This window comes from Arthrobacter sp. NicSoilB8, assembly GCF_019977355.1.
Classification (GTDB): Bacteria; Actinomycetota; Actinomycetes; order Actinomycetales; family Micrococcaceae; genus Arthrobacter.
On sequence record NZ_AP024655.1, the window covers coordinates 3521974 to 3546776 of the forward strand.

General features: G+C 67.3%; 26 protein-coding genes. 12 read left to right on the top strand and 14 right to left on the bottom strand.

The features are described 5' to 3' along the window. Window positions 1-84 precede the first annotated feature (84 nt). On the top strand, window positions 85-1668 hold the full coding sequence (locus tag LDO15_RS15830) for an aminopeptidase P family protein (protein WP_223980020.1): 1584 nt from the start codon (window positions 85-87) through the stop codon (window positions 1666-1668). 140 nt (window positions 1669-1808) lie between these two features. Here LDO15_RS15830 and LDO15_RS15835 read toward each other — a convergent pair whose 3' ends face one another. Further along, on the bottom strand, window positions 1809-2702 hold the full coding sequence (locus tag LDO15_RS15835; protein WP_223980022.1) for a general stress protein: 894 nt from the start codon (window positions 2700-2702) through the stop codon (window positions 1809-1811). Window positions 2703-2779: 77 nt separating this feature from the next. Between LDO15_RS15835 and LDO15_RS15840 the strand changes: the two genes are divergently transcribed. Genes LDO15_RS15840 through LDO15_RS15850 form a run of 3 tightly spaced genes read left to right on the top strand, consistent with a single transcriptional unit; the run spans window position 2780 to window position 5971 of the window. Continuing rightward, window positions 2780-4063, top strand: coding sequence for a CBS domain-containing protein (locus LDO15_RS15840; RefSeq protein ID WP_223980024.1), 1284 nt, complete (start codon window positions 2780-2782; stop codon window positions 4061-4063). Next, the gene (locus LDO15_RS15845; protein WP_223980026.1) at window positions 4056-4817 is read left to right on the top strand and encodes a DUF1003 domain-containing protein; all 762 of its coding nucleotides are present in this window, start codon (window positions 4056-4058) and stop codon (window positions 4815-4817) included. The genes LDO15_RS15840 and LDO15_RS15845 overlap by 8 nt, the downstream gene beginning before the upstream one ends. 11 nt (window positions 4818-4828) lie before the next feature. Beyond that, window positions 4829-5971: an Mrp/NBP35 family ATP-binding protein gene (locus tag LDO15_RS15850; protein WP_223980028.1), complete on the top strand. Its 1143-nt coding sequence runs from the start codon at window positions 4829-4831 to the stop codon at window positions 5969-5971. 9 nt (window positions 5972-5980) lie between these two features. Here the strand turns inward: LDO15_RS15850 and LDO15_RS15855 are convergent, their stop codons facing one another. The 3 genes from LDO15_RS15855 to sigE all read right to left on the bottom strand — a co-directional run bounded on the left by LDO15_RS15855 (window position 5981) and on the right by sigE (window position 8367). Next, entirely contained in the window at window positions 5981-6376 is a 396-nt protein-coding gene (locus tag LDO15_RS15855) for a twin-arginine translocase TatA/TatE family subunit (RefSeq protein ID WP_223980030.1), read from the bottom strand. 81 nt (window positions 6377-6457) lie between these two features. Continuing rightward, window positions 6458-7603, bottom strand: coding sequence for a hypothetical protein (locus tag LDO15_RS15860; RefSeq protein ID WP_223987702.1), 1146 nt, complete (start codon window positions 7601-7603; stop codon window positions 6458-6460). A gap of 110 nt (window positions 7604-7713) precedes the next feature. After that, a complete protein-coding gene (sigE, locus tag LDO15_RS15865) occupies window positions 7714-8367 on the bottom strand; it encodes an RNA polymerase sigma factor SigE (protein ID WP_223980032.1) in 654 nt (217 codons plus the stop codon). A 276-nt stretch (window positions 8368-8643) separates the two neighbouring features. Here sigE and LDO15_RS15870 point away from each other — a divergent pair, with 276 nt between their 5' ends. Next, a complete protein-coding gene (locus LDO15_RS15870) occupies window positions 8644-9276 on the top strand; it encodes an O-methyltransferase (RefSeq protein WP_223980034.1) in 633 nt (210 codons plus the stop codon). A gap of 193 nt (window positions 9277-9469) precedes the next feature. Here the strand turns inward: LDO15_RS15870 and LDO15_RS15875 are convergent, their stop codons facing one another. The 4 genes from LDO15_RS15875 to LDO15_RS15890 form a co-directional block, all read right to left on the bottom strand. Then, complete coding sequence (locus LDO15_RS15875; RefSeq protein ID WP_079550332.1) at window positions 9470-9637, bottom strand: DUF3117 domain-containing protein; 168 nt, start codon at window positions 9635-9637, stop codon at window positions 9470-9472. Between the two features lie 267 nt (window positions 9638-9904). Further along, on the bottom strand, window positions 9905-11167 hold the full coding sequence (locus LDO15_RS15880; protein WP_346655998.1) for a hypothetical protein: 1263 nt from the start codon (window positions 11165-11167) through the stop codon (window positions 9905-9907). An 80-nt stretch (window positions 11168-11247) separates the two neighbouring features. After that, entirely contained in the window at window positions 11248-11604 is a 357-nt protein-coding gene (locus LDO15_RS15885; protein WP_223980036.1) for a DivIVA domain-containing protein, read from the bottom strand. 48 nt (window positions 11605-11652) lie between these two features. Continuing rightward, window positions 11653-12384 (bottom strand): TIGR00730 family Rossman fold protein, encoded by a 732-nt coding sequence (locus tag LDO15_RS15890; RefSeq protein ID WP_223987469.1) that lies wholly within the window; start codon window positions 12382-12384, stop codon window positions 11653-11655. A gap of 386 nt (window positions 12385-12770) precedes the next feature. On the opposite strand from LDO15_RS15890, the gene LDO15_RS15895 reads away from it, so the two are divergent. The 4 genes from LDO15_RS15895 to LDO15_RS15910 all read left to right on the top strand — a co-directional run bounded on the left by LDO15_RS15895 (window position 12771) and on the right by LDO15_RS15910 (window position 16051). Beyond that, entirely contained in the window at window positions 12771-13526 is a 756-nt protein-coding gene (locus tag LDO15_RS15895; protein WP_223980038.1) for an amino acid ABC transporter ATP-binding protein, read from the top strand. A gap of 58 nt (window positions 13527-13584) precedes the next feature. Then, window positions 13585-14469, top strand: a complete 885-nt coding sequence (locus LDO15_RS15900) for a glutamate ABC transporter substrate-binding protein (RefSeq protein ID WP_223980040.1) — start codon at window positions 13585-13587, stop codon at window positions 14467-14469. A 98-nt stretch (window positions 14470-14567) separates the two neighbouring features. Beyond that, window positions 14568-15218, top strand: a complete 651-nt coding sequence (locus LDO15_RS15905; protein WP_223980041.1) for an amino acid ABC transporter permease — start codon at window positions 14568-14570, stop codon at window positions 15216-15218. Then, window positions 15215-16051 (top strand): amino acid ABC transporter permease, encoded by an 837-nt coding sequence (locus tag LDO15_RS15910; protein WP_223980042.1) that lies wholly within the window; start codon window positions 15215-15217, stop codon window positions 16049-16051. The genes LDO15_RS15905 and LDO15_RS15910 overlap by 4 nt, the downstream gene beginning before the upstream one ends. Before the next feature lie 216 nt (window positions 16052-16267). On the opposite strand, the gene dapE is transcribed toward LDO15_RS15910, so the two are convergent. Further along, window positions 16268-17383 carry a succinyl-diaminopimelate desuccinylase gene (dapE, locus tag LDO15_RS15915; protein WP_223987471.1) on the bottom strand — a complete coding sequence of 372 codons (1116 nt, stop codon included), beginning with the start codon at window positions 17381-17383 and terminating at the stop codon, window positions 16268-16270. 265 nt (window positions 17384-17648) lie between these two features. Here dapE and dapD point away from each other — a divergent pair, with 265 nt between their 5' ends. Together dapD and LDO15_RS15925 are read left to right on the top strand one after the other, a co-directional pair. Next, a complete protein-coding gene (gene dapD / locus LDO15_RS15920) occupies window positions 17649-18683 on the top strand; it encodes a 2,3,4,5-tetrahydropyridine-2,6-dicarboxylate N-succinyltransferase (RefSeq protein ID WP_223980043.1) in 1035 nt (344 codons plus the stop codon). 164 nt (window positions 18684-18847) lie between these two features. Continuing rightward, window positions 18848-19645 (top strand): hypothetical protein, encoded by a 798-nt coding sequence (locus LDO15_RS15925; RefSeq protein WP_223987473.1) that lies wholly within the window; start codon window positions 18848-18850, stop codon window positions 19643-19645. 104 nt (window positions 19646-19749) lie between these two features. Here LDO15_RS15925 and LDO15_RS15930 read toward each other — a convergent pair whose 3' ends face one another. The 5 genes from LDO15_RS15930 to fdxA all read right to left on the bottom strand — a co-directional run bounded on the left by LDO15_RS15930 (window position 19750) and on the right by fdxA (window position 24313). Next, window positions 19750-20361: a hypothetical protein gene (locus LDO15_RS15930; protein ID WP_223980044.1), complete on the bottom strand. Its 612-nt coding sequence runs from the start codon at window positions 20359-20361 to the stop codon at window positions 19750-19752. 58 nt (window positions 20362-20419) lie between these two features. Continuing rightward, window positions 20420-21112 carry a TetR family transcriptional regulator gene (locus tag LDO15_RS15935; RefSeq protein WP_223980045.1) on the bottom strand — a complete coding sequence of 231 codons (693 nt, stop codon included), beginning with the start codon at window positions 21110-21112 and terminating at the stop codon, window positions 20420-20422. 214 nt (window positions 21113-21326) lie between these two features. Continuing rightward, the gene (locus tag LDO15_RS15940; RefSeq protein WP_223980046.1) at window positions 21327-22610 is read right to left on the bottom strand and encodes a citrate synthase; all 1284 of its coding nucleotides are present in this window, start codon (window positions 22608-22610) and stop codon (window positions 21327-21329) included. A gap of 215 nt (window positions 22611-22825) precedes the next feature. Continuing rightward, window positions 22826-23974 carry a succinyldiaminopimelate transaminase gene (dapC, locus tag LDO15_RS15945; protein ID WP_223980047.1) on the bottom strand — a complete coding sequence of 383 codons (1149 nt, stop codon included), beginning with the start codon at window positions 23972-23974 and terminating at the stop codon, window positions 22826-22828. A 12-nt stretch (window positions 23975-23986) separates the two neighbouring features. After that, on the bottom strand, window positions 23987-24313 hold the full coding sequence (gene fdxA, locus LDO15_RS15950; RefSeq protein WP_026266493.1) for a ferredoxin: 327 nt from the start codon (window positions 24311-24313) through the stop codon (window positions 23987-23989). A 152-nt stretch (window positions 24314-24465) separates the two neighbouring features. Here fdxA and LDO15_RS15955 point away from each other — a divergent pair, with 152 nt between their 5' ends. Next, complete coding sequence (locus LDO15_RS15955; protein WP_223980048.1) at window positions 24466-24714, top strand: hypothetical protein; 249 nt, start codon at window positions 24466-24468, stop codon at window positions 24712-24714. Window positions 24715-24803 lie beyond the last annotated feature (89 nt).

Consider the following 24803-nt stretch of genomic DNA (forward strand, 5'->3'; position numbering starts at 1 on the left):
TGCCCGGCGGTGCGCCCGGCCATGGGCCCGGCGGCCGGCGCGCGCCGTTGGCCTTAGCCGCGGCGCTGGTGAGACTATGGGACGGTGAACGATGCAGATAACACCCAAGTCTCCGCTTCCCAGCCCCTCGAAGAGCGCGTCAACAACCGCTCGCAGCGGCCCAGCTCCGACGCTTTCAAGGCCTTTATGGCCAGCAACTGGGCGCCGGCCACCCAGCACCTCCCGGAGCGTGACGCCGTCGCGGACCACGCCGCAACCCGGCGCCGCGCCATTTCAGGCCTGTTCAAAGGTGAACGCCTGGTCGTCCCCGCCGGCCCGCTGAAGGTCCGCTCGAACGACTGCGACTACCGCTTCCGGCCGCACTCCGCGTTCGCGCACCTCACGGGCCTCGGCGTGGACCACGAACCCGACGCGGTACTGATCCTGGAACCGGTGGCGGAGGGCACGGGCGACGACGGCGGCAACCACCGCGCCACACTGTACTTCCGCCCGCTGGCCGGCCGCGACACCGAGCAGTTCTACGCGGACTCCCGCTCCGGCGAGTTCTGGATCGGCGCCCGCCCGAGCCTCGCCGAGTTCAAGGCCAAGCTCGGACTGGACACCGCGGACATCGGCGAACTCGAACTCGCCATCACCAAGAACGTCGGCGCGCCGGAAATCGGCGGCATCTCGATCAGGCTGGTCCGCAAGGTTGACGACAACATTGACGCCCTCGTGGACACGGCCCGGTACAACACGGCCAAGGACCCGGACAACCTTGACCTGAGCGTCCTCGACGCACTGGACGAGAAGCTCACAGAGGCCCTCTCTGAACTGCGCCTCCTCAAGGACGAGTGGGAAATCGAACAGATGAAGGTCGCCGTCGCCGCCACCGTGGCCGGCTTCACGGAGGTCGTCAAGGCAATCCCGCGGGCGCTGACCCACCACCGCGGCGAGCGCGTGGTGGAAGGAGCGTTCTTCGCCCGCGCCCGTGAGGAAGGCAACGAGCTCGGCTACGACACCATTGCCGCTTCCGGCAACAACGCCACCGTGCTGCACTGGACCCGGAACACCGGCAGGGTCAATGCCGGCGAACTGCTGCTCCTGGACGCGGGCGTCGAGGCCGACTCCCTGTACACCGCGGACGTTACCCGCACCCTGCCGGCCAACGGCAAGTTCTCCGAGATCCAGCGCAAGGTCTATGAGGCAGTCCTCGACGCCGCCGACGCCGGCTTTGCCGCCGCGCAGCCGGGCACCAAGTTCCGCGACATCCACACCGCGGCCACGACTGTGCTCGCGGAACGGCTCGCCGAATGGGGTCTCCTGCCCGTCTCTGTGGAGGAAGCGATCAGCACTGAGGGCCAGCAGCACCGCCGCTGGATGCCGCACGGCACCAGCCACCACCTGGGCCTCGACGTCCATGACTGCGCGCAGGCGAAGCGGGAGCTTTACTTGGACGGCGTGCTGACGCCCGGAATGGTGTTCACGATCGAACCCGGCCTGTACTTCAAGAACGAGGACATCGGCATCCCTGAGGAATACCGCGGAATCGGCGTCCGGATCGAGGATGACATCCTCATGACGGCCGACGGCCCGGTCAACCTCAGCGCTGCACTCCCGCGCAAGGCGGACGACGTCGAGTCCTGGATGGCGGGCATCTACCTGGAAGTCGACGGCCAGACGCCGTAGCCTTCCCGCCCGACGGCTCCTCCTCACCGGAAGCAGCACAGCGGAAGCAGCAGTTTAAAGAGCAGAAAAGCGAGGGTCCCGGATGTCCGGGACCCTCGCTTTTCTGCTGCGTCAATCGGTGCTGCCGTTGCCGCCGGGGATCAGTGCTGCTGGCTGTCCTGGCCCGGGGCCGGCTTCTCGGTGTCCGTGATCCTGACCCCGTACTGAGGACGGCCGTCCGGCAGGTCCGGATAGCTCACACCTGAAACGCGGCCGGCAGGGCGGGCGGCTTCCTCTTCCGTGCCGGGTCCGGCCGGGGCTTGGCCCGCGGCGGCGCCCTGCTGGGGCTGGCCACCCTGATACTGGCCGGGCTGAGACTGGCCGGCGGGCCCGTTGCCGGCCTCCGGGGTCCTCTGGCCGTACGGGTCATTCCAGCCTGCGGGACGCTGGGGCGCATGGCCAGGCTGCTGCGGGGCGTGGTGCTGGGGTTCCTGGTGCCGGTAGTCGTGCTGTTGATATCCGGCAGCGGGGGCACCGGACGCGTCATGCGGCGTCATGGGCAGCTGGTGGAGCAGGCGGCGGGCTTCGCCGGCGGCCTCGAAGGAGACCACGACGTCGTAATTGGTCGCCAGCACCTGGCTGGTGGAGGTGAAGTCACGCTTGCCGCGCTGCATGGCGTAGGTGACGATGCCAAACAGCATGAAGAACGCGGCACCCATCAGCACGGACGTGACAATCGAGAAGTATCCGGGGGTCGTGGAGAAGAACGACAGCATGACACCGACGAACAGGCCGAACCACATGCCGCTGAGGGCGCCGGACAGGGCGACGCGAGGGTAGGTGAGCCGGCCCGTGACGCGCTCCACCATCTTCAGGTCGTTGCCCACGATCGACACCATTTGCACCGGGAACTGCTGGTCGGCCAGATAGTCCACCGCCTTCTGGGCATCCAGGTAGGAGTTGTAGGAACCGACGACGTCGCCTCTGGGGACAGCGCGGGCCTCGTCCGAGCCGTTGGGGGCACCGGCCCTGGGAGCACCAAAAATGTTTGACATACGCCCATTCTCACCTATCCGGCTGGTGTGTGGCTGGAAATTCAGCTAAAAGAGAGCAGACTCGGTAGCCTGTATGAGTGAGCATGAATCTTTCGCGGGTGTTTGTCGCGCGCCTCCTCGGACTGGACGTCTTCGACCCATTGGGCGACCGTCTGGGCCGGTTGCGCGACGTCGTGGTGCTCTCCCGCGGGACCAGGGGCGCCCCGCACGTGGTGGGCATCGTCGTCGAAGTCCCCGGCAAGAAGCGCGTGTTTGTGCCCATGACGCGGATTACCTCGATCGACCAGACCCAGATCATCTGCACGGGGCTGGTCAATCTGCGCCGCTTCGAACAGCGCGGTGCGGAAACCCTCGTGGTCGCCGAAATGTTCGACCGCCGGGTCACCCTCGCGGACGGCAGCGGGGACGCGACCATCGAGGACATCGCCATGGACAAGCACCGCTCCGGCGACTGGTTTGTCAGCAAGCTCTTCGTCCGCCGCGGCCACTCCCTCTCGCCGCTGAGCCGGCTGCGCCGCAACGAAACCATGATCATCGACTGGGCGGATGCCCGGCAGGGCGCCAAGACCGAGCCCCAGGCCGCCACCCAGTTCGTGGCGACGCACGAGGACCTCAAACCGGCCGACTTCGCCGAAGCCCTGCAGGAAATGAGCGACAAACGCCGCTTCGAGGTCGCCAGTGAACTCCAGGACGAGCGGCTCGCGGACGTCCTGCAGGAGATGCCCGAAGGCGACCAGGTGGAGATCCTCTCTGCCCTGGACGTCAACCGGGCCGCCGACGTCCTCGAGGAAATGGACCCCGACGACGCCGCGGACCTCCTTGCAGAACTGCCCAGCGCACAGGCGGAGGAGCTCCTGCAGCTGATGGAACCCGAAGGCGCCGAGGACGTCCGCCGGCTGCTCGAATACGACGAGGACACCGCCGGCGGCCTCATGACGCCGGTTCCGGTGATCCTGCCGCCGGAAGCCACCGTCGCCGAGGCACTCGCCCACGTCCGCCGGGAGGAGCTCTCCCCCGCCCTGGCGTCCTCGATCTTCGTCGCCCGGCCGCCTTTGGAAACGCCCACCGGGCGCTTCCTCGGCGTCGTGCACATCCAGCAGCTGCTGCGCTACCCGCCGCCGGAGCCGCTGGGCAACCTCGTGGACAAAAACCTGGAACCGGTCTCCGATCAGGCCCACATCAGTGAGGTGGCCCGCACGCTGGCCACCTACAACCTCAACTCGCTCCCCGTGGTCAACGAGGACGGACGGCTTGTGGGGGCGGTGACTGTTGACGACGTGCTTGATCATCTGTTGCCGGACGACTGGCGCGCCCACGAGGACGACGCCCCGATAAGGAAGCTTGGAGGCCGCATTGGCTGATCCCACCGCACCACGGAGCTCCAATGTCCGGCCCGGCAGCAGGACCGCCGGCGGCCTCGACACGCCGCTGAGCGGCCGGCAGCGCATCCTGCCCAACTTCCGTCCCGACCCGGACGCGTTCGGCCACGCCACCGAAGGTTTCGCCCGTTTCATGGGCACCCCCCAGTTCCTGCTCTACATGACCGTGTTCTGCGTCTTCTGGCTGGGCTGGAACACGTGGGCCCCGGTGGAATGGCAGTTCGATTCACGGGAACTGGGCTTCACGCTGCTGACCCTCATGCTGTCCCTGCAGGCCTCCTACGCCGCGCCCCTGCTGCTGCTCGCGCAGAACCGCCAGGACGACCGGGACAAGGTCTCGCTCCAGCAGGACCGCCAGCGGGCCGAACGCAATCTTTCCGACACCGAATACCTGACCCGGGAACTTGCGTCCCTGCGCATCGCGCTGCGCGAGGTCGCCACCCGCGACTATGTCCGCGCCGAGCTGCGCAGCCTGCTGGAGGACATGCTGGAGGCACAGGAGGAACTGCGCACCCACGATCCTTCCGCCGGCGTCCACGAGACCCCGCGGGAAAAGGTCAAGGAGAAGTTGAAGGAGCGGCGCGACAAACAGCGCAGCCCCCGGACCCAGCAGATCCCCCGGGTCAAGGCCGGCAGCAAGCGGGAGGACTCGCCGGCGAGCCCGTCTGTGCACCCGCCCGAGCCGCCTGCCGACCCCGCCCGCCAGCCCGCACACCGAACCTTCCCCGAAAGCTGAGCACCGCCCGCATGAGCACCCCGCTGGACAGCACCTCCCTCGACGGGGCAGTGCACGCGGCACTTGCCACCGTGATCGACCCTGAACTCCGCCGCCCCATCACCGAACTCGGCATGGTGGAGGCCGTGGAGATCTCCGACGGCGGCCGAGTGCGGATCGTGGTGCTCTTGACGATCGCGGGCTGCCCGCTGCGCGGCACCATCACGGCCGACACCGAGGCGGCGCTGTCCGCCGTCCCGGGCGTCACCGGCGTCGAGGTTGAGCTGAAAGTCATGACCCAGGCGCAGCGGGACGCCCTGAAGGAAAAGCTCCGCGGCGCCGGCGGCCAGCGCGGCATCCCGTTCAACGCGCCCGGCTCGCTGACCAAGGTGTATGCCGTCGCGAGCGGCAAGGGCGGCGTGGGAAAGTCCTCAGTGACGGTCAACCTGGCGTGCGCGCTGGCGGCCCAGGGGCTCCGTGTGGGCATCGTGGACGCGGACGTCTACGGGTTCTCCGTCCCGGCGCTGATGGGCATCACCCAGTCCCCCACCCGGGTGGACGACATGATCCTGCCGCCGGTGGCCTACGGGGTCAAGGTCATCTCCATCGGCATGTTCGTCACCGGGAACCAGCCCGTGGCCTGGCGCGGGCCGATGCTGCACCGCGCACTGGAGCAGTTCCTGACGGACGTCTATTTCGGCGACCTCGATGCCCTGTTCCTGGACCTGCCGCCCGGTACCGGCGACATCGCGATCTCCGTCGCCCAGCTCTTGCCCAAGGCGCAGATCCTGGTCGTGACCACCCCGCAGGCGGCCGCCGCGGATGTTGCCGAACGGGCCGGGGCAATCGCCACCCAGACCGGCCAGACCCTGGCCGGCGTCGTGGAGAACATGTCCTATCTTGAACTGCCCGACGGCGGCAGGATGGAACTGTTCGGCAGCGGCGGCGGCGCCGTGCTCGCCGAGCGCCTCTCGGCCACCGTGGGTGACGACGTTCCCCTGCTGGGCCAGATTCCCCTCGAAGTCCTGCTCCGTGAGGGCGGAGATGCCGGGGTGCCGCTGGTGCTGGGCCGTCCGGAAACCCCGGCGGCCGTGGCCCTGGCCGGGATCGCCGGGAGGCTGGCGTCCGTTCCGCGCGGACTCAAGGGCATGTCGCTTGGCCTGCAGCCGCGCTGACAGGAAAGCCTAGGTCGCCTCTGAGTCGAAGGGTGCCGGTTCGCCCTCGGGCAGCTGCTCCACGACCCGGACCGGGCGGTGCTCTGCCATGGCCGTGGCGGCCGCAGCCGCGGACACAGTGGCGGGGGCCCCGGAGCTCACCGGCTTGGTGTCATCCTCCAGGAGTGCTTCCTTGATGATCCGGCGGGGATCGTACTGCCGGGGATCGTACTTCTTCCAGTCGACCTCATCGATGTCGATGCCGACTTCTTCCTTGATCTGTTCCCGCGCCCCCGACGCCATTCGGCGCACTTCCTTGACGATGTTGGCAAGTTTCTGGGTGTATTCGGGCAGCCTGCTGGGACCAATCACCAGAAGGCCGATGATCAGCAGAAGTAAAAACTCCGGTCCATTGATTCCAAGCACTTTAGGAAGATTACCCTCTCATTCGGGCTGGCGACGACTTCGCGAAGCCCGGACGCCGACCATGTCCGGCCCATCCCTGCCTCACGGGGCCAGATGCTCCAGGATCCGGCTCAATCCGCGCTCGATCCGTTCCGGAATTCCGTCGCGTGAGGCCGGCCCCGGAGGTGCGCTGCTGACCCTGGCCAGGGCGGCAGCGCCGTCGTCGGCCTGGTCAACCGGCAGATCCGATATGTAAGTGTAGGTGGCCGAGGCGGTCCGGTAGATGGCCCGGTAGGGCGGGGCAGGATTGACCCACAGCTCGCCGTCGCCGGGTTTGGCGCCGGACGACGGCAGGCCGGCCGTCGTCCGGCTGAAGCCGTCGTCGAATGCGGCGTGGCCGGTCAGCACGTTGACGGGCGAAGCGTCGGTCCGGTCCGCCGCCGGTGGCGTGCCGGGGGCGTGCGGCGGCGCAACGTGCTGCTCAAGGACCGTGGCGAAGTGCCGGCCGTCCGTGAGCCGGAGTTCCAGGACCTTGTCTCCGGACATGACTCCAGCGCGGGCCCATATGAGGTGGAATCCGAGGTCCCGCAGTTCCGGACATGTCCACCCCTGCGCGCGGAGCGCGGCAAGCTGGCCGGCACTCAGCGCCCCGGCGGGAGTGAAGTCGGGCTCGCCGTCGGGGCCGAACCCGACCCCGGGCGCGCCGGCATCCCCGGAGCCATCGGCACCCAGCAGTTCCCCCGCGCCGAGCGGTTCGGCGGCGGCAGGCGGTCCGGCGGTGTCCGTGCGTGCGAGGGCGGAGGCCTCAGCGCCGTCGGCGGAGATCGGGGCATCGCCTCCCATGAAATATGCGGTGCCGCTCATGAGGGCCAGGGCGGCGACGGCCCCTCCGGCCGCCAGTACGGGCAGGCGCGCGCCGCCCCGGAGGCCGCCCCGAGGCCGGGACGCCACGGCCGGCCAGCCGGCAAGCGGACGGCCGGTCCCGGCCAGATCCGGCGCGGCGGCTTCCGCCTCCCCGGGCACACTTTCCCCCTGGGCCCGGTCCCTGGGTACGTCCCTGCGTTCGGCGTCCCTGCGTTCGGCGTCCCTGCGTTCGGCGTCCCCGCGTTCGGCGGCGAGCTGCTCGGTCCGCGCCAGGAGGCGTGCGGTCAGGTCCTCGCTGGCCTCGGGCACGGCGGCGCCGCGGAGCTTCTCGAGGTACTGGCGCTCGCGCTGCTGCCGGGCGCGGCACTCCGCGCACGACTCCACATGGTCATGATGGCCGGAGGCCCAATTCCGCGTGGCGCCGCGGAGGCGCCTGCCGGAGAACCTGCAGCCGCCACTTCCAAAGAGTCGTTTCAGCAGACCCATGGACCGCTTCAGAGGAGGCCGGCGATGCGCGGCATCTTGAGCCGCGGCTTGAGGGACTGCTTGGCCGGCTGTGCCGGCCGGGGATCGCGGTGCGCCAGCTTTTCACGCAGCATGGTCCGGCCACGGTGGATCCGGGACCTGACGGTGCCCAGCTTGATGTCGAGCGCGGCGGCGACTTCGTCGTAGGAAAGCCCCTCGAGGTCGCACAGCACGACGGCGGCGCGGAAGTCCGGCGGAAGCTCCTCAAGCGCCGCCTGAACGTCGACGTCCAGGTTGTTGAACTCGAAGCTCTGCTCCGGGCCGGGTTCCCGGCCCGGAAGCCGCGACTCGGCGTCGTCGGATAGGGCATCGAAACGGATCCGGCTCTTGCGGCGGGCCTGGTCCAGGAACAGGTTGGTGGTGATCCGGTGGAGCCAGCCGTCCAGCGTGCCGGGCTTGAAGTTCTCCAGCGAACGGAACACCCGGACGAAGACCTCCTGGGTGAGGTCCTCGGCGTCGTATTTGTTTCCGGTCAGCCGGTACGCAAGGCGGTAGACCTTGGCGGAGTGGTTCGTCACCACTTCCTCCCAGGTCGGCCGGACCCATTCGGCTTCCGCCGCGGTGCCGGGCTGGCCGGATGGATCAGTTGCCTCAGTTGCCGGGACAGGTGTCAGAACCGACATCGTCCGCTCCCCTCATGGATGGTACCTACGCCCGAAATGGTGCCTGTTCGCACAGGTTCCTGCACCCTTGATTCGACGCCGATCACCACGCGGATGAGCGGACTCCTATCATTTCAAAATAAGCTGGGAATTTCCTGACGCGCCGGGGTCTTCAGCCCTAGGCGGAACGCGTGCCCCGGACGCCGGGAGCCACGGCACTGCCGCCTCCGTGTCCCGTCCCGCCGGACACAGTACGCTGTAGGGAACACTCCCCTGCCGCCCAGAAAGCGATATCCCATGAGCGCCGATAAGTCCACGAGCTGGTCCTACGCAGAAGATCTGCCTGCCGAGGATGAGGTCCTGTTGCACGCGCGCGAACGGTCCTTCGAGCTTGGCGTGACGCCGATCGGCCCCGGCGTGGGTGCCGTCCTGACGGTGCTGGCGGCGGCGTCCAAGGCGCAGACCGCGGTGGAGATCGGCACCGGGGCCGGGGTCTCGGGCGTGTGCATCCTGCGCGGGCTGGGTCCGCAGGCCGTCCTGACGACCATCGACGTCGACGTCGAACACCTCAAGGCGGCGCGCGAAGCGTTCCATGAAGCCGGCAGCCCCGCCAACCGCACCCGGACCATTTCCGGGCGCGCCGGCGATGTCCTGCCCCGCCTGACGGACGGGGCCTACGATCTCGTGTTCATTGACGCCGACAAGCCGAACTACCCCAGCTATGTGGAACAGGCCGTGCGGCTGCTCAAGTCCGGCGGCCTGCTGATCGTCAACGATGCCCTCGACAAGGACCGGGTCGCGAATCCGGCCGCCAGGGACGCCACCACGGTGGTGCTGCGCCAGATCGGCAAGTCCATCCGCGACGACGACCGCCTGGCCTCCGCCATGCTGCCCACCGGCGACGGCCTGCTCATCGCCGTCAAGAAATAGCGTGGCGAAGTAGGGCGCACCAGTCGCCCCAAGAAACGGGGCGAAACCGTGCCACTGCTGACGCAAAAAGTGCCCTGCTGACGCAGGGGCCGGTCCGGTCAACACCGGGCTGCGGTCAGGCGCAGACAGAAAAGGGCGGGGTCCGCAGCCTGGTGGCCGGGACCCCGCCCTGTGCGAAGCTCTTGGTGTGAAGCTATTCGGTGACGCCGACGAGGCATTCCTTGAGGTTTGTCGCCTCAGCGGCGTTGAGTTCGACTACGAGTCGCCCCCCGCCTTCGAGCGGAACACGCATGATCAAGCTTCGTCCCTCTTTCGTCACTTCCATAGGGCCGTCGCCGGTGCGTGGTTTCATTGCCGCCATAAGGAATATCCCCTCCATTAGTCCCTGACATACCAGCCCGGCCGGGCTGCGTCCGCTTGGCCAATCAGGCCGCCCGGCAGCGCTCTAAGAGGCTGCCTGACAGACCGCTCACAAATAAGCCGACGAATAGTCAGCGTGCTTTTATTCAGTGTGCTTCTTGTCCTTGCTTATCCTCTATTATCGCGTAACAACGCGCCCGGAGCTAATCGTTGGACTTTCCAGCGCGCCCCGCAAAGCCGGGGCGGTGCCGCGAAATGGTGCTGTGCGTCACGGCGGGTAGTCTCCCCCGCCCGGCAGCGGCGCCCACGCCCACAGCCACACAATCCAGACGATCTGCAGCAGGACAAACATGACCACCACGGCTCCGCGGTAGGCGCGGGAGCGCGAGAGGAGTGCGGCGCTGAGGGCGAGCGGGAACAGCGGCAGGAGCATCCTGAACGTGCTGGTCTGGGGGTGCAGGAAGACCAGCAGGTAACCCATGTAGCAGCAGCACCAGAGCCGCAGCTCGGTGCCCAGCGCGACCACGGGGCGGGACAGCATCAGCAGGGTGAACGCGGCGACGAACACGAACGGCGCCAGCACGCCGAGCCTTGGCCCGAAGAGCATGATGCCGGCGTCGAACCACGGCTTGAACGGCACCAGCTCATCGCCGCGCCAGGCGGTTTCGGTCTTGGTGTAGGCGCCAGGGTCGCCGGTGACGGCCCAGGCGATGGCCGGCCACAGCAGCGCCCCGATCCCGCTGACGGCGGTGAGCCCGGCCAGGGACCACAGCTGCGCGGCGCTGTGGACGGGCCCGCCGCGCGGGGGCTGGGCTGTGCTTGGCTGCGCTGTGACGGGCTGGGCTGTGACGCGCTGTGATGCTGGCCGCTGCGCAGCAAGGCGCTGCCAGGCTCGGTAGAGGAACAACAGCCCCATCATCACGGCAAAGGGAACGCCGGTGGGACGCGAAAGGCACATCAGGACCACCACGGGCATGGCCCACAGGTAGCGGCGCTCCATGACGAGCAGCAGCGCACCGCCGAGCAGCAGCAGGTTGAGGGATTCCGCGTAGGGCACCTGCAGCACAGGCGCCACCGGGAAAGCCGCCAGGAACACGATCCCCCAGAGCGCCGTACGGTGGGTGGCGCGGCGTCGGAAGATCCTGTAGGCCGCTAGGGCGGCCCCCAGCCCGCAGATCAGCGCGATGGCCGTCAGCGACCACGCCGGACCCGTGCCCGTGAGGCCGGAAACCACCCGGCCCAGCACGGGAAACAACGGGTAGAAGGCCCACGTGTTCTCCCGGACGGTGCCGGCGTCGTCGGTCGGCAGCAGCGCCGGGTACCCGGTCTGGAGCGCTTCGGCGTACCAGCGGGCGTCCCAGATATTGATGAAATTCCAGTAGTCCGGCTTGGCGGGAAACCAAGGATTCACGCCCTGGTGCAGGGCCGCTGCCATGAAGATGCAGGCGCTGACCAGCCGGGCGAGGATGTACACCCCGGCCACCTGGGACCACCACGGCCACCGCGACATCCGGGCGCCCGCGGCCGCCATGCGGCTCCACACCGCCGCGTTCAGCCCTAGCGGTGCCCGGGCCTCAAATCCTGCGACGGCCTCCGGGTCTTCCACGTGCTTCACGGACGCTGCTCCGTTGGGGGACGGAGGCGTTCCAGCTCCTCCCCGAGTGCCTCGATCTTTTGGTCCCTGGCCGTGATCTGGTCCCGCAGGTCATCAAGAACCTGGTCCACCTGGTCCATCCGGTAGCCGCGGAGCCCGACGGCAAACCGGACATCGTCGATGTCCGCCGGGGCCGCGTCCTCGGGCAGCAGGACCGGAGGCAGGGACGCGACCGGCTCATCGAAACCGTCCTCAAAGGAGGCGCCCGCACCGCCGTCGCGGCCCCGGCGGAAGATTTTCGGCGCCAGTCCGGTGCCGAGGAGGACAGCGACGCCGATCAGCACAATCGCCAGGAAGACCAGGAAGAGACTCACTAGACCATCGTGCCAGAAGCCGGACGCCGGAGCGCTCAGGCGGACGCTTCAGCCGCGCGTTCGGGTGCCGTCCCCACTGGTGCTCCCGTTGGTGGAGGAGCCGTTCGGGTTCCGGTGGCGGGCGGCGCCTTCGACGACAAGTTCGACGGCCAGCGCGGCGTCGTCCACCACTTGGACGAGGTCCAGGTCTTCCTCGGAGACCATCCCCTCCGCGACGAGCGTGTCCCGGACCCATTCGAGCATCGGGGTCCAGAACGCCGTTCCCACCAGCACGATCGGGAAGGATGTGACCTTGCGGGTTTGGACCAGGACCATAGCTTCGAAGAGCTCGTCCAGGGTGCCGAGGCCGCCGGGGAGCACGATGAAGCCCTGGGCGTACTTGACGAACATGGTCTTGCGGGCGAAGAAGTACCGGAAGTTGATGCCCAGATCCACCCACTGGTTCATGCCCTGCTCGAAGGGCAGTTCGATCCCGAGCCCCACGGAGACGCCGTTGCCCTGCACTGCGCCCTTGTTCGCGGCCTCCATGGAACCGGGGCCGCCGCCCGTGATCACGGCCAGTCCGGCCTCGGCCAGTTTGCGTCCGACCTCGACGCCGAGCTCGTAGTTCGGGCTCCCGGGCACCGTGCGGGCGGAGCCGAAGACGCTGACCGCCGGGCCGAGATCGGCGAGGGCGCCGAATCCTTCGACGAACTCGCTCTGGATCCTCAGGACGCGCCAGGGGTCGGTGTGGACGAACTGGCCTGGCCCCTTGGTGTCCAGCAAGGTCTGGTCCGACATGGTGACCTTGGCGGCCTTGCGGCGCAGTTCGAGCGGGCCCTTATGGCGGATCCCGTTGGGGCCCGGGATGGTGCGGGCCTCGCGGGCCGGCTTCCCGGCGGGGTTCTGTTCGGCGTCTTGCTTGGGGCCCTGCTGCGGATCGGTACTCATGCCCATAGGCTAGCGCGGAACACCGCCGCCGCCGTTCCGGCGCGTCGGTATCGACGCGGCGGCAAGAGTGCGCCGGCCCCCGGAGGGAAGACCCGGGGGAAGACGCGGGGGAAGACGCGGGGAGTCCGGCGGCGGTCCCGCAGGGGACCCTGAAGTGCAGGTATCTCTTGAATCACGATCTGCACCAAACAGAGTGATTGCGGTCATATTGCGTCAATCTTCGCTAGATTCGTTACATGACTACTCAAGTGCCCGGCGATGCGCTCGTCTCCCTTAAGGCCGTGAACAAGCATTACGGCCAGTTGCACGTCTTGAAGGACATCAACCTGAATGTCCGCAAGGGTGAGGTTGTTGTTGTCATCGGACCCTCGGGTTCCGGCAAGTCAACGCTTTGCCGCGCCATCAACCGTCTCGAGACGATCGACGACGGCGACATCAGGATCGATGGCAAGGAACTGCCCGCGGAGGGCAAGGAACTGGCAAAGCTGCGTGCCGACGTCGGCATGGTCTTCCAGTCCTTCAACCTGTTCGCCCACAAGACCATCCTGGAAAACGTCACCCTCGGCCCCATCAAGGTCAAGGGCGTTTCCAAGGCCGAGGCCGACAAAGAGGCCATGGCGCTCCTGGAGCGCGTCGGCGTCGGGCACCAGGCCCCCAAGCTTCCGGCGCAGCTTTCCGGCGGCCAGCAGCAGCGCGTGGCCATCGCCCGCGCCCTGGCCATGAAGCCGAAGGTGATGCTCTTCGACGAGCCCACGTCGGCCCTCGACCCGGAAATGATCAACGAGGTCCTGGACGTCATGGTCCAGCTCGCCAAGGAGGGCATGACCATGATCGTGGTCACCCACGAGATGGGCTTCGCCCGCAAGGCGGCCGACCGCGTCGTGTTCATGGCCGACGGCCAGATCGTTGAGGACGCGACCCCCGAGGAATTCTTCACCAACCCCAAGAGCAGCCGGGCCAAGGATTTCCTGTCCAAGCTGCTGACGCACTAAGTCCTGACGAGTTCGCACCCTGGCCGCCGCAAGGCGGCCGTCCAATGAAAGGAATGTCATGAAGGCATTTTTGACCCGAAGGAAATCCCTTCTGGTTGCCGCATCCGCAGCACTGGCACTCAGCCTGAGTGCCTGTGGCGGCAGCTCCTCCACTACCACCAACCCGCCCGTAGCCGAGAAGCCGAGCTTTGCCGCAGATTCCACCATGGCCAAGCTTTCATCCGCCGGGAAGATCACCATCGGCACCAAGTTCGACCAGCCGCTCTTCGGCCAGAAGGGCCTCGACGGCAAGCCGGTTGGCTTCGACGTCGAAATCGGCAAGCTGATTGCCGCCAAGCTGGGCATCCCCGCCGACAAGATCGAGTGGGTTGAAACGGTCTCCGCCAACCGCGAGCAGTTCATCAAGCAGGGCAAGGTGGACATCATCGTCGCCACCTACACGATCAACGACAAGCGCAAGGCTGAAGTCGACTTCGCCGGACCGTACTACGAGGCCGGGCAGGCCCTCATGGTGAACAAGGACAACACCACCATCACCAAGCCCGAGGACGTCAAGGGCAAGAACGTCTGCTCCGTGACCGGCTCCACCCCGGCCGCGACGATCGTGGAAAAGTACGGAGCAGTCCTGGTTCCTGCCGCCACGTACTCCGCCTGCCTTGAGCCGCTGCGCAACAAGCAGGTCGAAGCGATCACCACCGACAACGTCATCCTTGCCGGTTTCGTGTCCAAGGAACCGGATGCCTTCAAGCTGGCCTCCGACCAGACCTTCACGAAGGAGCCCTACGGCATCGGCCTGAAGAAGGACGACAAGGTCTTCCGCATGTGGATCAATGACCAGCTGGAGGCGTTCGGCAAGGACGGCTCTTACAAGAAGGCCTGGGAAGACACCGCCGGCACGGTCATCAAGACCGCGCCCGAGCTTCCCACGATCGACCGCTACTAGCCGGCTGTGGCGGCTGCCGGCCCGCGGATTTTCCGCAGCCCGGCGGCCGCCACTCCCGTCTTCCGCTTGGAATCCCCTCAACGCAGCTGAAGGAACTTATGGACGTCATCATTGAAAACCTCCCCCAGTATTGGGACGGTTTTCTCAGAACCCTCTTCCTGTCCGTGGTCTCGGGGATTATTGCCTTGGTCTTCGGCACCGTCCTCGCGGCCGCCCGCGTCTCGCCCGTCGCCGCGCTGCGCGGCTTCAGCATGGTGTACGTCGAGATCGTCCGCAACACCCCGCTGACCATCGCGTTCTTCTTCGCCGCAGTGGTTCTGCCCCGCCTCGGCATCACCTTCCAGCAGTTCGAGGTCGCCGCCATCATCGCCCTGAGCGCCTACACCTCGGCCTTCATCGCCGAGGCTGTGCGCTCCGGCGTCAACAGCGTCCCGGTGGGCCAGGCGGAGGCCGCCCGCAGCATCGGCATGAAGTTCAGCCAGGTCCTCTCCCTCATCATCCTTCCGCAGGCCCTTCGTACCGTAATCCCGCCGCTGATCAACATTCTGATCGCCCTGGTCAAGAACTCCTCCGTGGCCGGCGCCTTCTACGTGCTGGAACTGTTCGGCTACGGCAAGCAGCTGGCCAACGCCAACGGCGACGCGGTCGTGTGGGTTCTGATCGGCGTCGCGTTCTTCTACCTGCTGATAACCATCCCGCTTGGCTACCTCGCCAACGTCGTTGAACGAAAGGTGGCAATCGCACGATGAGCTCTGTTCTCTACGACGTCCCCGGCCCCAAAGCGCGCCGGATTTCGCTGATCGGCTCGATCATCGGCGTCATCGTGATCGGCGGGCTCCTCGTCCTGGCGGTCATGACGCTTGCCCAGCAGGGAATCTTCGATCCCAAACGCTGGGCGGTCTTCCAGATTCCCGATGTCTGGGTGCTGATCGGCAACGGAATCGGCGCCACGCTCGCCGCCGCGGCGGTGGCGGCAGTGATTGCCTTCCCGCTGGGCCTGCTTCTGTGCCTGATGCGCATCTCGGGCAACGCCTGGATCAGGGTGCCCACCCGGATCGTGCTGGAATTCCTGCGCGGCATGCCCGTGGTGCTCATGATGCTGTTCGTGCTGCTCGTCTTTGCCACCAGCTCATTCGTCGCTGTCGTTGCCGGCCTGGTGCTGTACAACTCGGCGATCTTTGCCGAAATTATCCGCGCAGGCGTCCAGTCGCTGCCCAAGGGCCAGCGCGAGGCGGGCCTGGCGATCGGCCTGACCAGTTTCCAGTCCCGGCTGACCATCGAGCTGCCGCAGGCCATCCGGCGCATGCTGCCCTCGCTCGTCGCGCAGCTCGTGGTACTGCTCAAGGACACCTCGCTCGGCTACATCGTGGCCTACGGCGAGCTGCTCCGGGCTGTGCAGGTCATGGCCGACTTCCTCGGCCCGCAGTACCTGTTCCCGGTGTTCTTCGTGGCCGCCGCCATCTACATCGCAATCGACCTCGCGGTCTCCCGCCTGGCCATCTGGCTCGAACGCCGCGGCTCCAAGCGGGCCGCCGGCGGCGTGGCACACGTCCCGGTCGCCGGAATTCCGGCGGCCAAGTAAGGCCTGTCAGCGCAAGGCTGCTGAGCGCAGGACGCTTTTAGCGCAGGGCTTCCTCAACACAGCGAGGGTCCAGCGCAGCAAGGGTCCGGAATCCCCTGGGGACTCCGGACCCTTGCTGGGTTAAGTGTTGCTTCGCTGCTTCGTTACTTCGCTGTGCGTTGTGCGTGCACGTCCCTGCACGTCCCTGCACGTCCCTGCACGTCGCGCCAGGCGCCCCTAGGCGCCGAGCCAGGTCCGCAGTGCCCTCAGGCATTCCCGGATCGCGTCTGCCTCGACGTGCTCGTTGTCCTTGTGTGCCAGCAGCGCATCGCCGGGACCGAAGTTCACCGCGGGGATGCCCAGTTCACTGAACCGGGCGACGTCGGTCCAGCCGTATTTGGGCTTCGGCGCCGCGCCGACGGCGGCGACGAACGACGCGGCAGCGGGGTGGTGCAGCCCCGGCCGCGCCCCGGCCGCACTGTCGGTGCGGACGACGTCGAATCCCTCCAGCAGGTCGCGCACGACGGCTTCCGCCGCGTCCGGGGTCTTGTCCGGCGCGAAGCGGTAGTTGATTTCCACGACGCAGGCGTCGGGGATGACGTTGCCAGCTGTGCCCCCGTGAATCTTCACGGCATTGAGGCTTTCCCGGTAGTCGAGGCCGTCCACTTCCACCGTCTGCGGCTGGTACGCCGCCAGCCGGGCCAGGATCGGGGCCGCCGCGTGGATGGCGTTGCTGCCCATCCACGCACGCGCCGAGTGGGCAGCCTCGCCGCGTGTCGAGGCCTCGAAACGGATGGTGCCGTTACAGCCGCCCTCCACCGTCCCGTCAGTCGGCTCGAGCAGGATCGCGAAGTCCCCGCCGAGCAGGTGTCCGTGATTGCGTACCAGCCGGCCAAGGCCGCTCTTGACCGCTTCGACTTCCTCATGGTCGTAGAAGACGAACGTGACGTCCTTGTCCGGCTCCGCCCCGGCGTCGAACATGGTGGCAGCCAGCGCCAGCTGCACGGCGACGCCGCCCTTCATGTCGGTGGCGCCGCGGCCATACAGGAGGCCCTCCCCGGGAGCCCCTGAGGGCCAGTACGCCGGCACGGTCCCAAGCGAGCCCTCGGTAGTGGGGAGGGGCACGGTGTCCAGGTGGCCGGCCAGGATCACGCGCTCGGCACGGCCGAGGTTCGTGCGGGCGATGATCGAATCGCCGTCGCGGACCAGCTCCAGCTGCGGCAGCAGGCGGAGCGCATGCTCCACGGCGTCGGCCAGCACTTTTTCGTTGCCGGAGACGCTGTTGATGTCGATCAGGGCGGCCGTGAGCAGGGCGACGTCCTGCCGGAGGTCCAGGTGGAAAGGAGCGTGGATAGGAGCGTGGACAGCAGTCCGGGCAGGAGCGCTGGCCGGCAAGCCGGTCGGGGCGCTGGCAGGGGCACTGGCCGGCAAGCCGGTCGGGGCGCTGGCAGGGGTGCGGGGATTCGTGGAGGTCACGGTCCCACTTTATCTGCTCGCCCTCCTCTCCCAACTGACTCGCAGCAGGGGCCGTTTTCAGGCGTCAAAACGGCCTCTGCTGCGAGTTAGTTGGGTCGTCATGAGTTTCAGCGCCCGCGGACGCTCTCGATAGACTTGATCCATGACTGAAACTGCTGCTTCTGCTGTGCCCGCCGACACCCGTTCCGACGACCGCTCTGACGCTCGTTCTGCCCATGGCTTTGGAGTGGCCACGGTGTCCATCCGCAACGGTGAGGCCACCGTGCTGGACGTGTGGTTCCCGGCTCCGGCGCTTGGAGTCGCGGCGCAGAACCTGCGTGATGTGGAGAACGCGGACCAGTCACTGATCGACATCGCCGCCAACGGCGCCGACCCGGACCGTGGCACGGAGCAGCAGGTCGTCTTCGCCCAGATCAACCTGGATGAGGCACCCGCGGACACGGCGGACGCCTACCTCCGCCTGCACCTGCTCTCCCACCGGCTCGTCCAGCCCAACACCATCAACCTTGACGGCATCTTCGGCAAGCTCCCCAACGTGGTGTGGACCAACTTCGGTCCCGCAGCCGTGGAGGACTTCGAACTCACCCGGGCCCGCCTGCGCAGGCGCGGCGCAGTCACCGTCTTCGGCGTGGACAAGTTCCCCCGCATGGTGGACTACGTGGTCCCCTCCGGCGTCCGGATCGCCGACGCCGACCGTGTCCGCCTTGGCGCGCACCTGGCCGAAGGCACCACGGTCATGCACGAGGGCTTCGTGAACTTCAACGCCGGCACGCTCGGCACCTCCATGGTCGAGGGCCGGATCTCGGCCGGTGTCGTCACCGGCGACGGGTCCGACGTCGGCGGCGGCGCCTCGATCATGGGCACCCTCTCCGGCGGCGGGAAGGAAAAGATTGCCATCGGCGAGCGGGTACTCCTAGGCGCCAACTCCGGCGTGGGCATCAGCCTGGGCGACGACTCCGTCGTGGAGGCGGGCCTTTACGTCACCGCCGGCACGCGCGTCCGCGTCATTAGCCCCCGGGACGCCGAAGGTGAAGACACCAGCCGGGTGGTCAAGGCTGTGGAGCTGTCCGGGGTTCCGAACCTGCTCTTCCGCCGCAATTCCACCACCGGCACCGTCGAAGCGCTCCCCCGCAAGGGCCAGACCGTCGAGCTCAACGCGGACCTGCACGCTAACTGACCGCACCGGCTGGTACGGTATGGCGTGCGGCGAAGGCCGCCCCGACGGGCCTGTCCCGTTGATGAAGCAGCCAATGACACAGCCCGCTAGGGCCTGAGGGAGTACGTTTCGTGGCACGACGAGGGAGCTGGCGGCGCCGGATCGTCCTTCTGCTGACCCTTGCGATGGTCGCGGGCGCCATCTACACCGCTGTGGCATTCCTGCAGCGTTCGGAAACGCTGATCACCGAACGCTGCACCGCCCTGGGCAGCGGAGGCGACGACCTCGCCACGGACCAGGCCGCCAATGCGTCCCTCATCACTGCCGTGGCGGTCCGGCGCGGGCTTCCCGCCCGGGCCGCCAGCATTGCGCTGGCTACGTCGATGCAGGAATCCAAACTGCGCAACATCGGCCATGGCGACCAGGCCGGTCCTGACTCCCGCGGGCTGTTCCAGCAGCGGCCGTCCCAGGGCTGGGGCACGACGGCACAGGTGATGGACCCCTACCATGCCAGCAATGCGTTCTACGATGCGCTCGAGGAGATCGCCGGCTACCAGTCGCTGGAGATCACCGATGCCGCGCAGCGGGTCCAGCACTCGGCGTACCCGGCCGCCTACGCCCAGCACGAGTCAATGGCCCGCGCGTTCGCCTCCGCCCTGAGCGGCCAGACGGCCGCCGGCCTGGACTGCTCGCTGCGGTCCCCCGACACCGCCGGGGATCCGGCTGCCGTCGCCGAAGAGCTGACGGCAGCGCTCGGTGAAGTGCGGACGTCCACCGACGGCCGGACGCTGCTCGTGGACGCCGACGGAACCCAGGCCTGGGCTGTTGGACAGTGGGCCGTAGCCAACGCCAAGGCCCTCTCCATCACCGGCGTCGAGGTCGACGGCCGCGCCTGGAACCGGCAGTCCCGCGACGGCTGGCAGCAGGCACAGGTCCCCGCGGGACAGGTCCGGGTAACCGTCGCCGACGCTCCCGGGACGTAGCGGCAGACAGCAACGCGGGGTCACCTACAGCCCATGCGCGGCGGCAACACGGGCCGTAGGTGACCCCGCGTTGCGCTGCTTGCCGTCCCGGGCCCCGCCGCGGCTCACACGAGGAGGTCGACCACCGGCTGGACGTAGCTTCGGAACAGTTCCGGCTGGGCCAGGAGCTCCTGGCTCATGATGATCTTGTCCGGCTCGAGGTACCAGGCGCGCGGCTCCGCGAGCGGGAGTTCGATGATCGTCAGGCTGAAATCCTTCGCGGCACGGCCCACTTCCAGCAGCCGGTCCTCCACCATGTCGGCCAGGAGTTCGTTGTTGCTGTTCGCCTCGCGCTCCGCTTCGAGGGCCAGATACTCCCCTCGGCGCTCCCGAGCCCACGTCAGCGCAGCACCGAAGTGAGCCTGCAGGACGCGCCGGAGCGCCGGTGAGTTGCTGAATGTTCCGAAGCCCGGCGGGGAAAGCTCGGGCGACATCTCCGGGTGGGCCTTCACAAGCTGCTCCCACCAGGCTTCCCACTCGGTCTTGAGCGCGGCAGGGCCGCCGACCTCACCGATCAGATGTGCATGGTCCGACGCGCGGATCTTCGGGGCCACGTGGCACAGTGCCGGATGTCCGGCGGAGTCCAGACCGGCAGCGTCACGAACATAAAGGGCAATGAGCATGGGACCAGAAGTATCCATGGTGATCTGCCAGCCAGGTCCGCCGGTGTGGTGCATGCAGTTGCCTCCCTTGGCACGACGTACCATCTCAGTCTAATCCTGTTGTTATTGCACGTTAACCGCTGGCTACCCGGCCTGACATCCGGCGGTTCAGGCCCTCGAGATGGGCTTCCAGCACATCTTTGCATATCTGAGCCGTCATCCATTCCGGTTGCAGGAGGGCGTGCATCGTCAGCCCGTCCAGGACCGCCAGCAGAAGCTCCGCTTCGGTGACCAGCACCTGCTGGTCCAGGCCGGCCGCGGCACTGTCAGCAGCGCTGTCATAAGCGGCGTCAGAAGCGGCGTCAGAAGCGGCGTCGGCCAGGCCGAGGATGAGCCCGCCCACGACGGCGGCAACGGCGCGATGACTGCGATCGGCCTCCGCGGCCAGGAAGGGCTTTGTCCGGGCGGCGTTCTTGAAGGCCATCCAGACGCATGAATCGACCGCCCGCTCCTCGTCCAGCGGAAGAACCTCGCCCAGCAGCGCCAGCACGGCGTCGTGGTGCTCTCCGGTTCCTGGCGGCAGGTCCGCCAGCCGGGATTCCGCGGCCGTCAGGCGGCCGGCGACCCGATCCACCGCCACGGAGAAAGCGTGGGTCAACAACTCGTCGCTGCTGGCAAAATAGTGCCGCACCGAGCCGACGGCCAGTTGCGCCTCATCTGCAACTTCCCGCAGGGAAGCCCGTTCAAGACCATCCGCGGCGATGATCCTGAAGACCGCGTCAACTATTTCTTGGCGCCGGATTACGGCGTCGACAAATTTAGGCACTGGTCTTTTTTAGCACGTCCGTACTGCTGCCGCTCGGGGGCACACCGGCACCCGCCGGGCACGTGCCGCGGGTCACACTGCAACGGAGCTCCCCCAGCACGACGCCGGCCGCGCACCTCAGTGGAAAGGTGCGCGGCCGGCGTCGTGGTTGCCAAACGCAGGTGCCGTAAACGGCAGGTGCCCTAAACGGGCGGCGCCGTTGCGGGCGGCGCCATTACAGCGACGGGTAGTTGCGCTCCGGCTCGCCGACGTAGAGCTGGCGCGGGCGGCCGATCTTGGTGTTCGGGTCGCTGATCATCTCGCGCCACTGGGCAATCCAGCCCGGCAGGCGTCCGATGGCGAACAGCACGGTGAACATCTTTTCGGGGAAGCCCATGGCCTTGTAGATCAGGCCGGTGTAGAAGTCCACGTTGGGGTAAAGCTTACGCTGGATGAAGTAGTCATCGCCCAGGGCCTTCTCTTCCAGGCGCATGGCGATGTCCAGCAGCTCGTCGTTTCCGCCGAGCTTGCTGAGGACCTCGTGGGCCGTGGCCTTGATGATCTTGGCACGGGGGTCGTAGTTCTTGTAGACCCGGTGCCCGAAGCCCATGAGGCGGACGCCGTCTTCCTTGTTCTTGACCTTCTCCATGTAGTCCTCCGGCTTGACGCCGTCGGCCTGGATCTGCCGCAGCATCTTCAGGACGGCCTCGTTGGCGCCGCCGTGGGCGGGGCCGAAGAGGGCGTTGATGCCGGCGGAGACGGACGCGAACAGGTTGGCGTTCGAGGAGCCGACCAGGCGGACCGTGGAGGTGGAACAGTTCTGCTCGTGGTCGGCGTGCAGGATCAGGAGTAGATCCAGGGCCTTGGCGACCACCGGGTCCACCTCGTACTGCTCGGCCGGCAGGCCGAAGCTGAGGCGCAGGAAATTCTCCACAAGGTTCATCGAGTTGTCCGGGTACAGCATGGGCTGGCCGATCGACTTCTTGTGGGCATAGGCGGCGATGACCGGCATCTTGGCCATGAGTCGGATAGTGGAGACTTCCACCTGCTCGGCGTTGAACGGATCCAGCGAGTCCTGGTAGAACGTCGAGAGCGCGGACACGGCCGAGGACAGCACCGGCATCGGGTGGGCGTCCCGGGGGAAGCCGCTGAAGAAGCCCTTGAGTTCCTCGTGCAGCAGCGTGTGGTGGCGGATCCTCTGGTCGAAGGACTCCAGCTCAGTGGGGGTCGGGAGGTTGCCGTAGATCAGCAGGTAGGAAACTTCCAGGAAGCTCGAGTGCTGGGCAAGCTGCTCGATCGGGTAGCCGCGGTAGCGCAGGATGCCGGCGTCGCCGTCGATGTAGGTGATCGCCGAGGTGGTGGCCGCGGTGTTCATGAAACCGGGGTCGAAGGCGACGGCGCCGGTCTGCTTCAGCAGCTTGGAAACGTCGTAGCCTTCGTTTCCTTCTACAACCTTGATGCGCGGGAGTTCGAGCTCGCCGCCGGCATGGCGCAGGGTTGCGCTGGTGGTTTCAGTCATGGAGTCTCCTCATGAGGCATCGGGGCCTCTGTCGAAAGCTGGTCCAACATCTGGTGAAGCTGCCCGCGGATCCTGCGGACAGGATTTCCAAAGGCTGCGCTGCCTTCTTGTGGAAAGCCACCATTGATCGTCAGTTAAAAAGTACCTTCACTTCGCGGGTGGCACTAATCCGGAAGGGCGCCAAAAGGCCACATGTGGTACGCGTCACAGCATTGTTACGCTCCTGTGGCCAGCCGAGATACGGCGGCGTCGATCCTCTCATCACTGGCAGTCAGCGCCACCCGGACGAACCCGTTGCCGGCCTCGCCGTAGAAAACCCCGGGCCCGACGACGATTCCGCGGTCCGCGAGACGTCCCACGGTGTCCCACGTCGCCTCGCCTGCGGTGGCCCACAGATAAAGGCCTGCCCGGGACTCGTGGATCGTCAGGCCGAAGCCCTCCAGCGCGGGCACGATCCGCTCCCGCCGGCCCCTGTAGAGGTCCTTCTGTGCCGCGACGTGGGCGTCATCGCCGAGCGCGACGCGCATGGCCTCCTGGACCGGATAGGGAACGATCATGCCGGCGTGCTTGCGGCTGTTGACCAGGTTCGCCATGATCGCCGGATCGCCGGCGACAAATGCCGCCCGGTAGCCGGCCACGTTGGACTGTTTGCTGAGCGAATAGACGGCGAGCAGGCCCTCGTGGGAGCCTTCCGCGACCTGCGGGTCCAGGATGCTGGGGACCGGGGCGCCGCCGCGCTGGACGTCCCACTCCCCCCAGCCGAGTTCGGCGTAACATTCGTCGGATGCGACGACTGCGCCGATCTCACGGGCCTGCCGGACGATCCGCCGCAACGACGCGATGTCCCGGACACTGCCTGTGGGGTTGGCCGGTGAATTGACCCAGATAAGGCGCACCCGGGCCCGGGTTCCGGCGTCGAGCTCGTCGAGGTCATCGGCGGCGATCTGTTCCGCACCGGCGAAGGTGGCTCCGATATCGTACGTGGGGTAGGCAACCGTGGGGCGGACGACGACGTCGCCTGTCTTCAGGCCGAGCAGGAACGGCAACCACGCGACGAGTTCCTTGGAACCCACAGTCGGCATCACGTTCTGCGGATCCAGCCCGGGCACGCCGCGTCGGCGTTCAAACCAGCTGGCGATAGCTTCCCGGAGGGCCGGCGTTCCGTGGACCGTGGGATACCCGGGGGCGTCCGCGGCGGCGCGCAGCGCGTCCTGGATGAGATCCGGCGTCGGGTCCACCGGGGTTCCGATGGAGAGGTTGACGGTTCCCGCCGCGTGCCGGGCGGCCGTGGCGAGGTACGGCGCCATGGCCTCCCACGGGTAGTCGGGCAGGCTCAGGCCGAAAGTGCGCACCGCGGAGGTCACCGTGGCGCCGTCCTAGTTGTCTTGGTTCTGCGGCGGCAGGGCGGCGATCATGGGGTGGTCGGTGTGGGTGTTGCCGACCTTCGCGGCGCCGCCCGGAGAGCCGAGCTCGTCGAAGAACTCGACATTGGCCTTGTAGTAGTCGGCCCACTCTTCGGGGGTGTCGTCCTCGTAGTAAATTGCCTCGACGGGGCAGACCGGCTCGCAGGCACCGCAGTCCACGCACTCGTCCGGGTGGATATACAGGGAGCGCTCACCCTCGTAAATGCAATCGACGGGGCACTCTTCAATACATGCCTTATCTTTGACATCTACACACGGCTGCGCGATTACGTACGTCACGTCCCTGGCCTCTCCACGTTGGTTCCGGCGACCGGCCGGATGGTTTCCCGGCCTGAGCGCCGGGGTTGCTGACTTCCGAGCCTATTATCTCCCAGCCTGTTCCCGCGAACCTAGCCGGGCGTCATACACCGTCCGCGTCTTACTATGATCTGATGAGCTCGCCATTGCCCCTGCCCCAGCAGTTCCTCTCCGGCGCACCGCTCGGCACCCGCGTTGTGGTCCGGTACCGGATCGACGGCGGCTTCACAGATGCGCTTGGCGAACTGGTTCAGCGTGCCGACGACGTGTGCACCGTCCGCACGCGCCGCTCCGACGTCGTCATCGCACTCCCCCTCGTCGTGGCTGCCAAGGAAGTCCCCCCGGCCCCTCCTCGTCGGGCCCCGCGGGTGCAGTCCCCGTAGCCGGCGGCTCTCCGGAGCGGCGCGACGGCGGCGGGACACCTTACTGTCAGGCCGCCGACGGGACATGCCCTCCCCTGGCAACGCCCAGT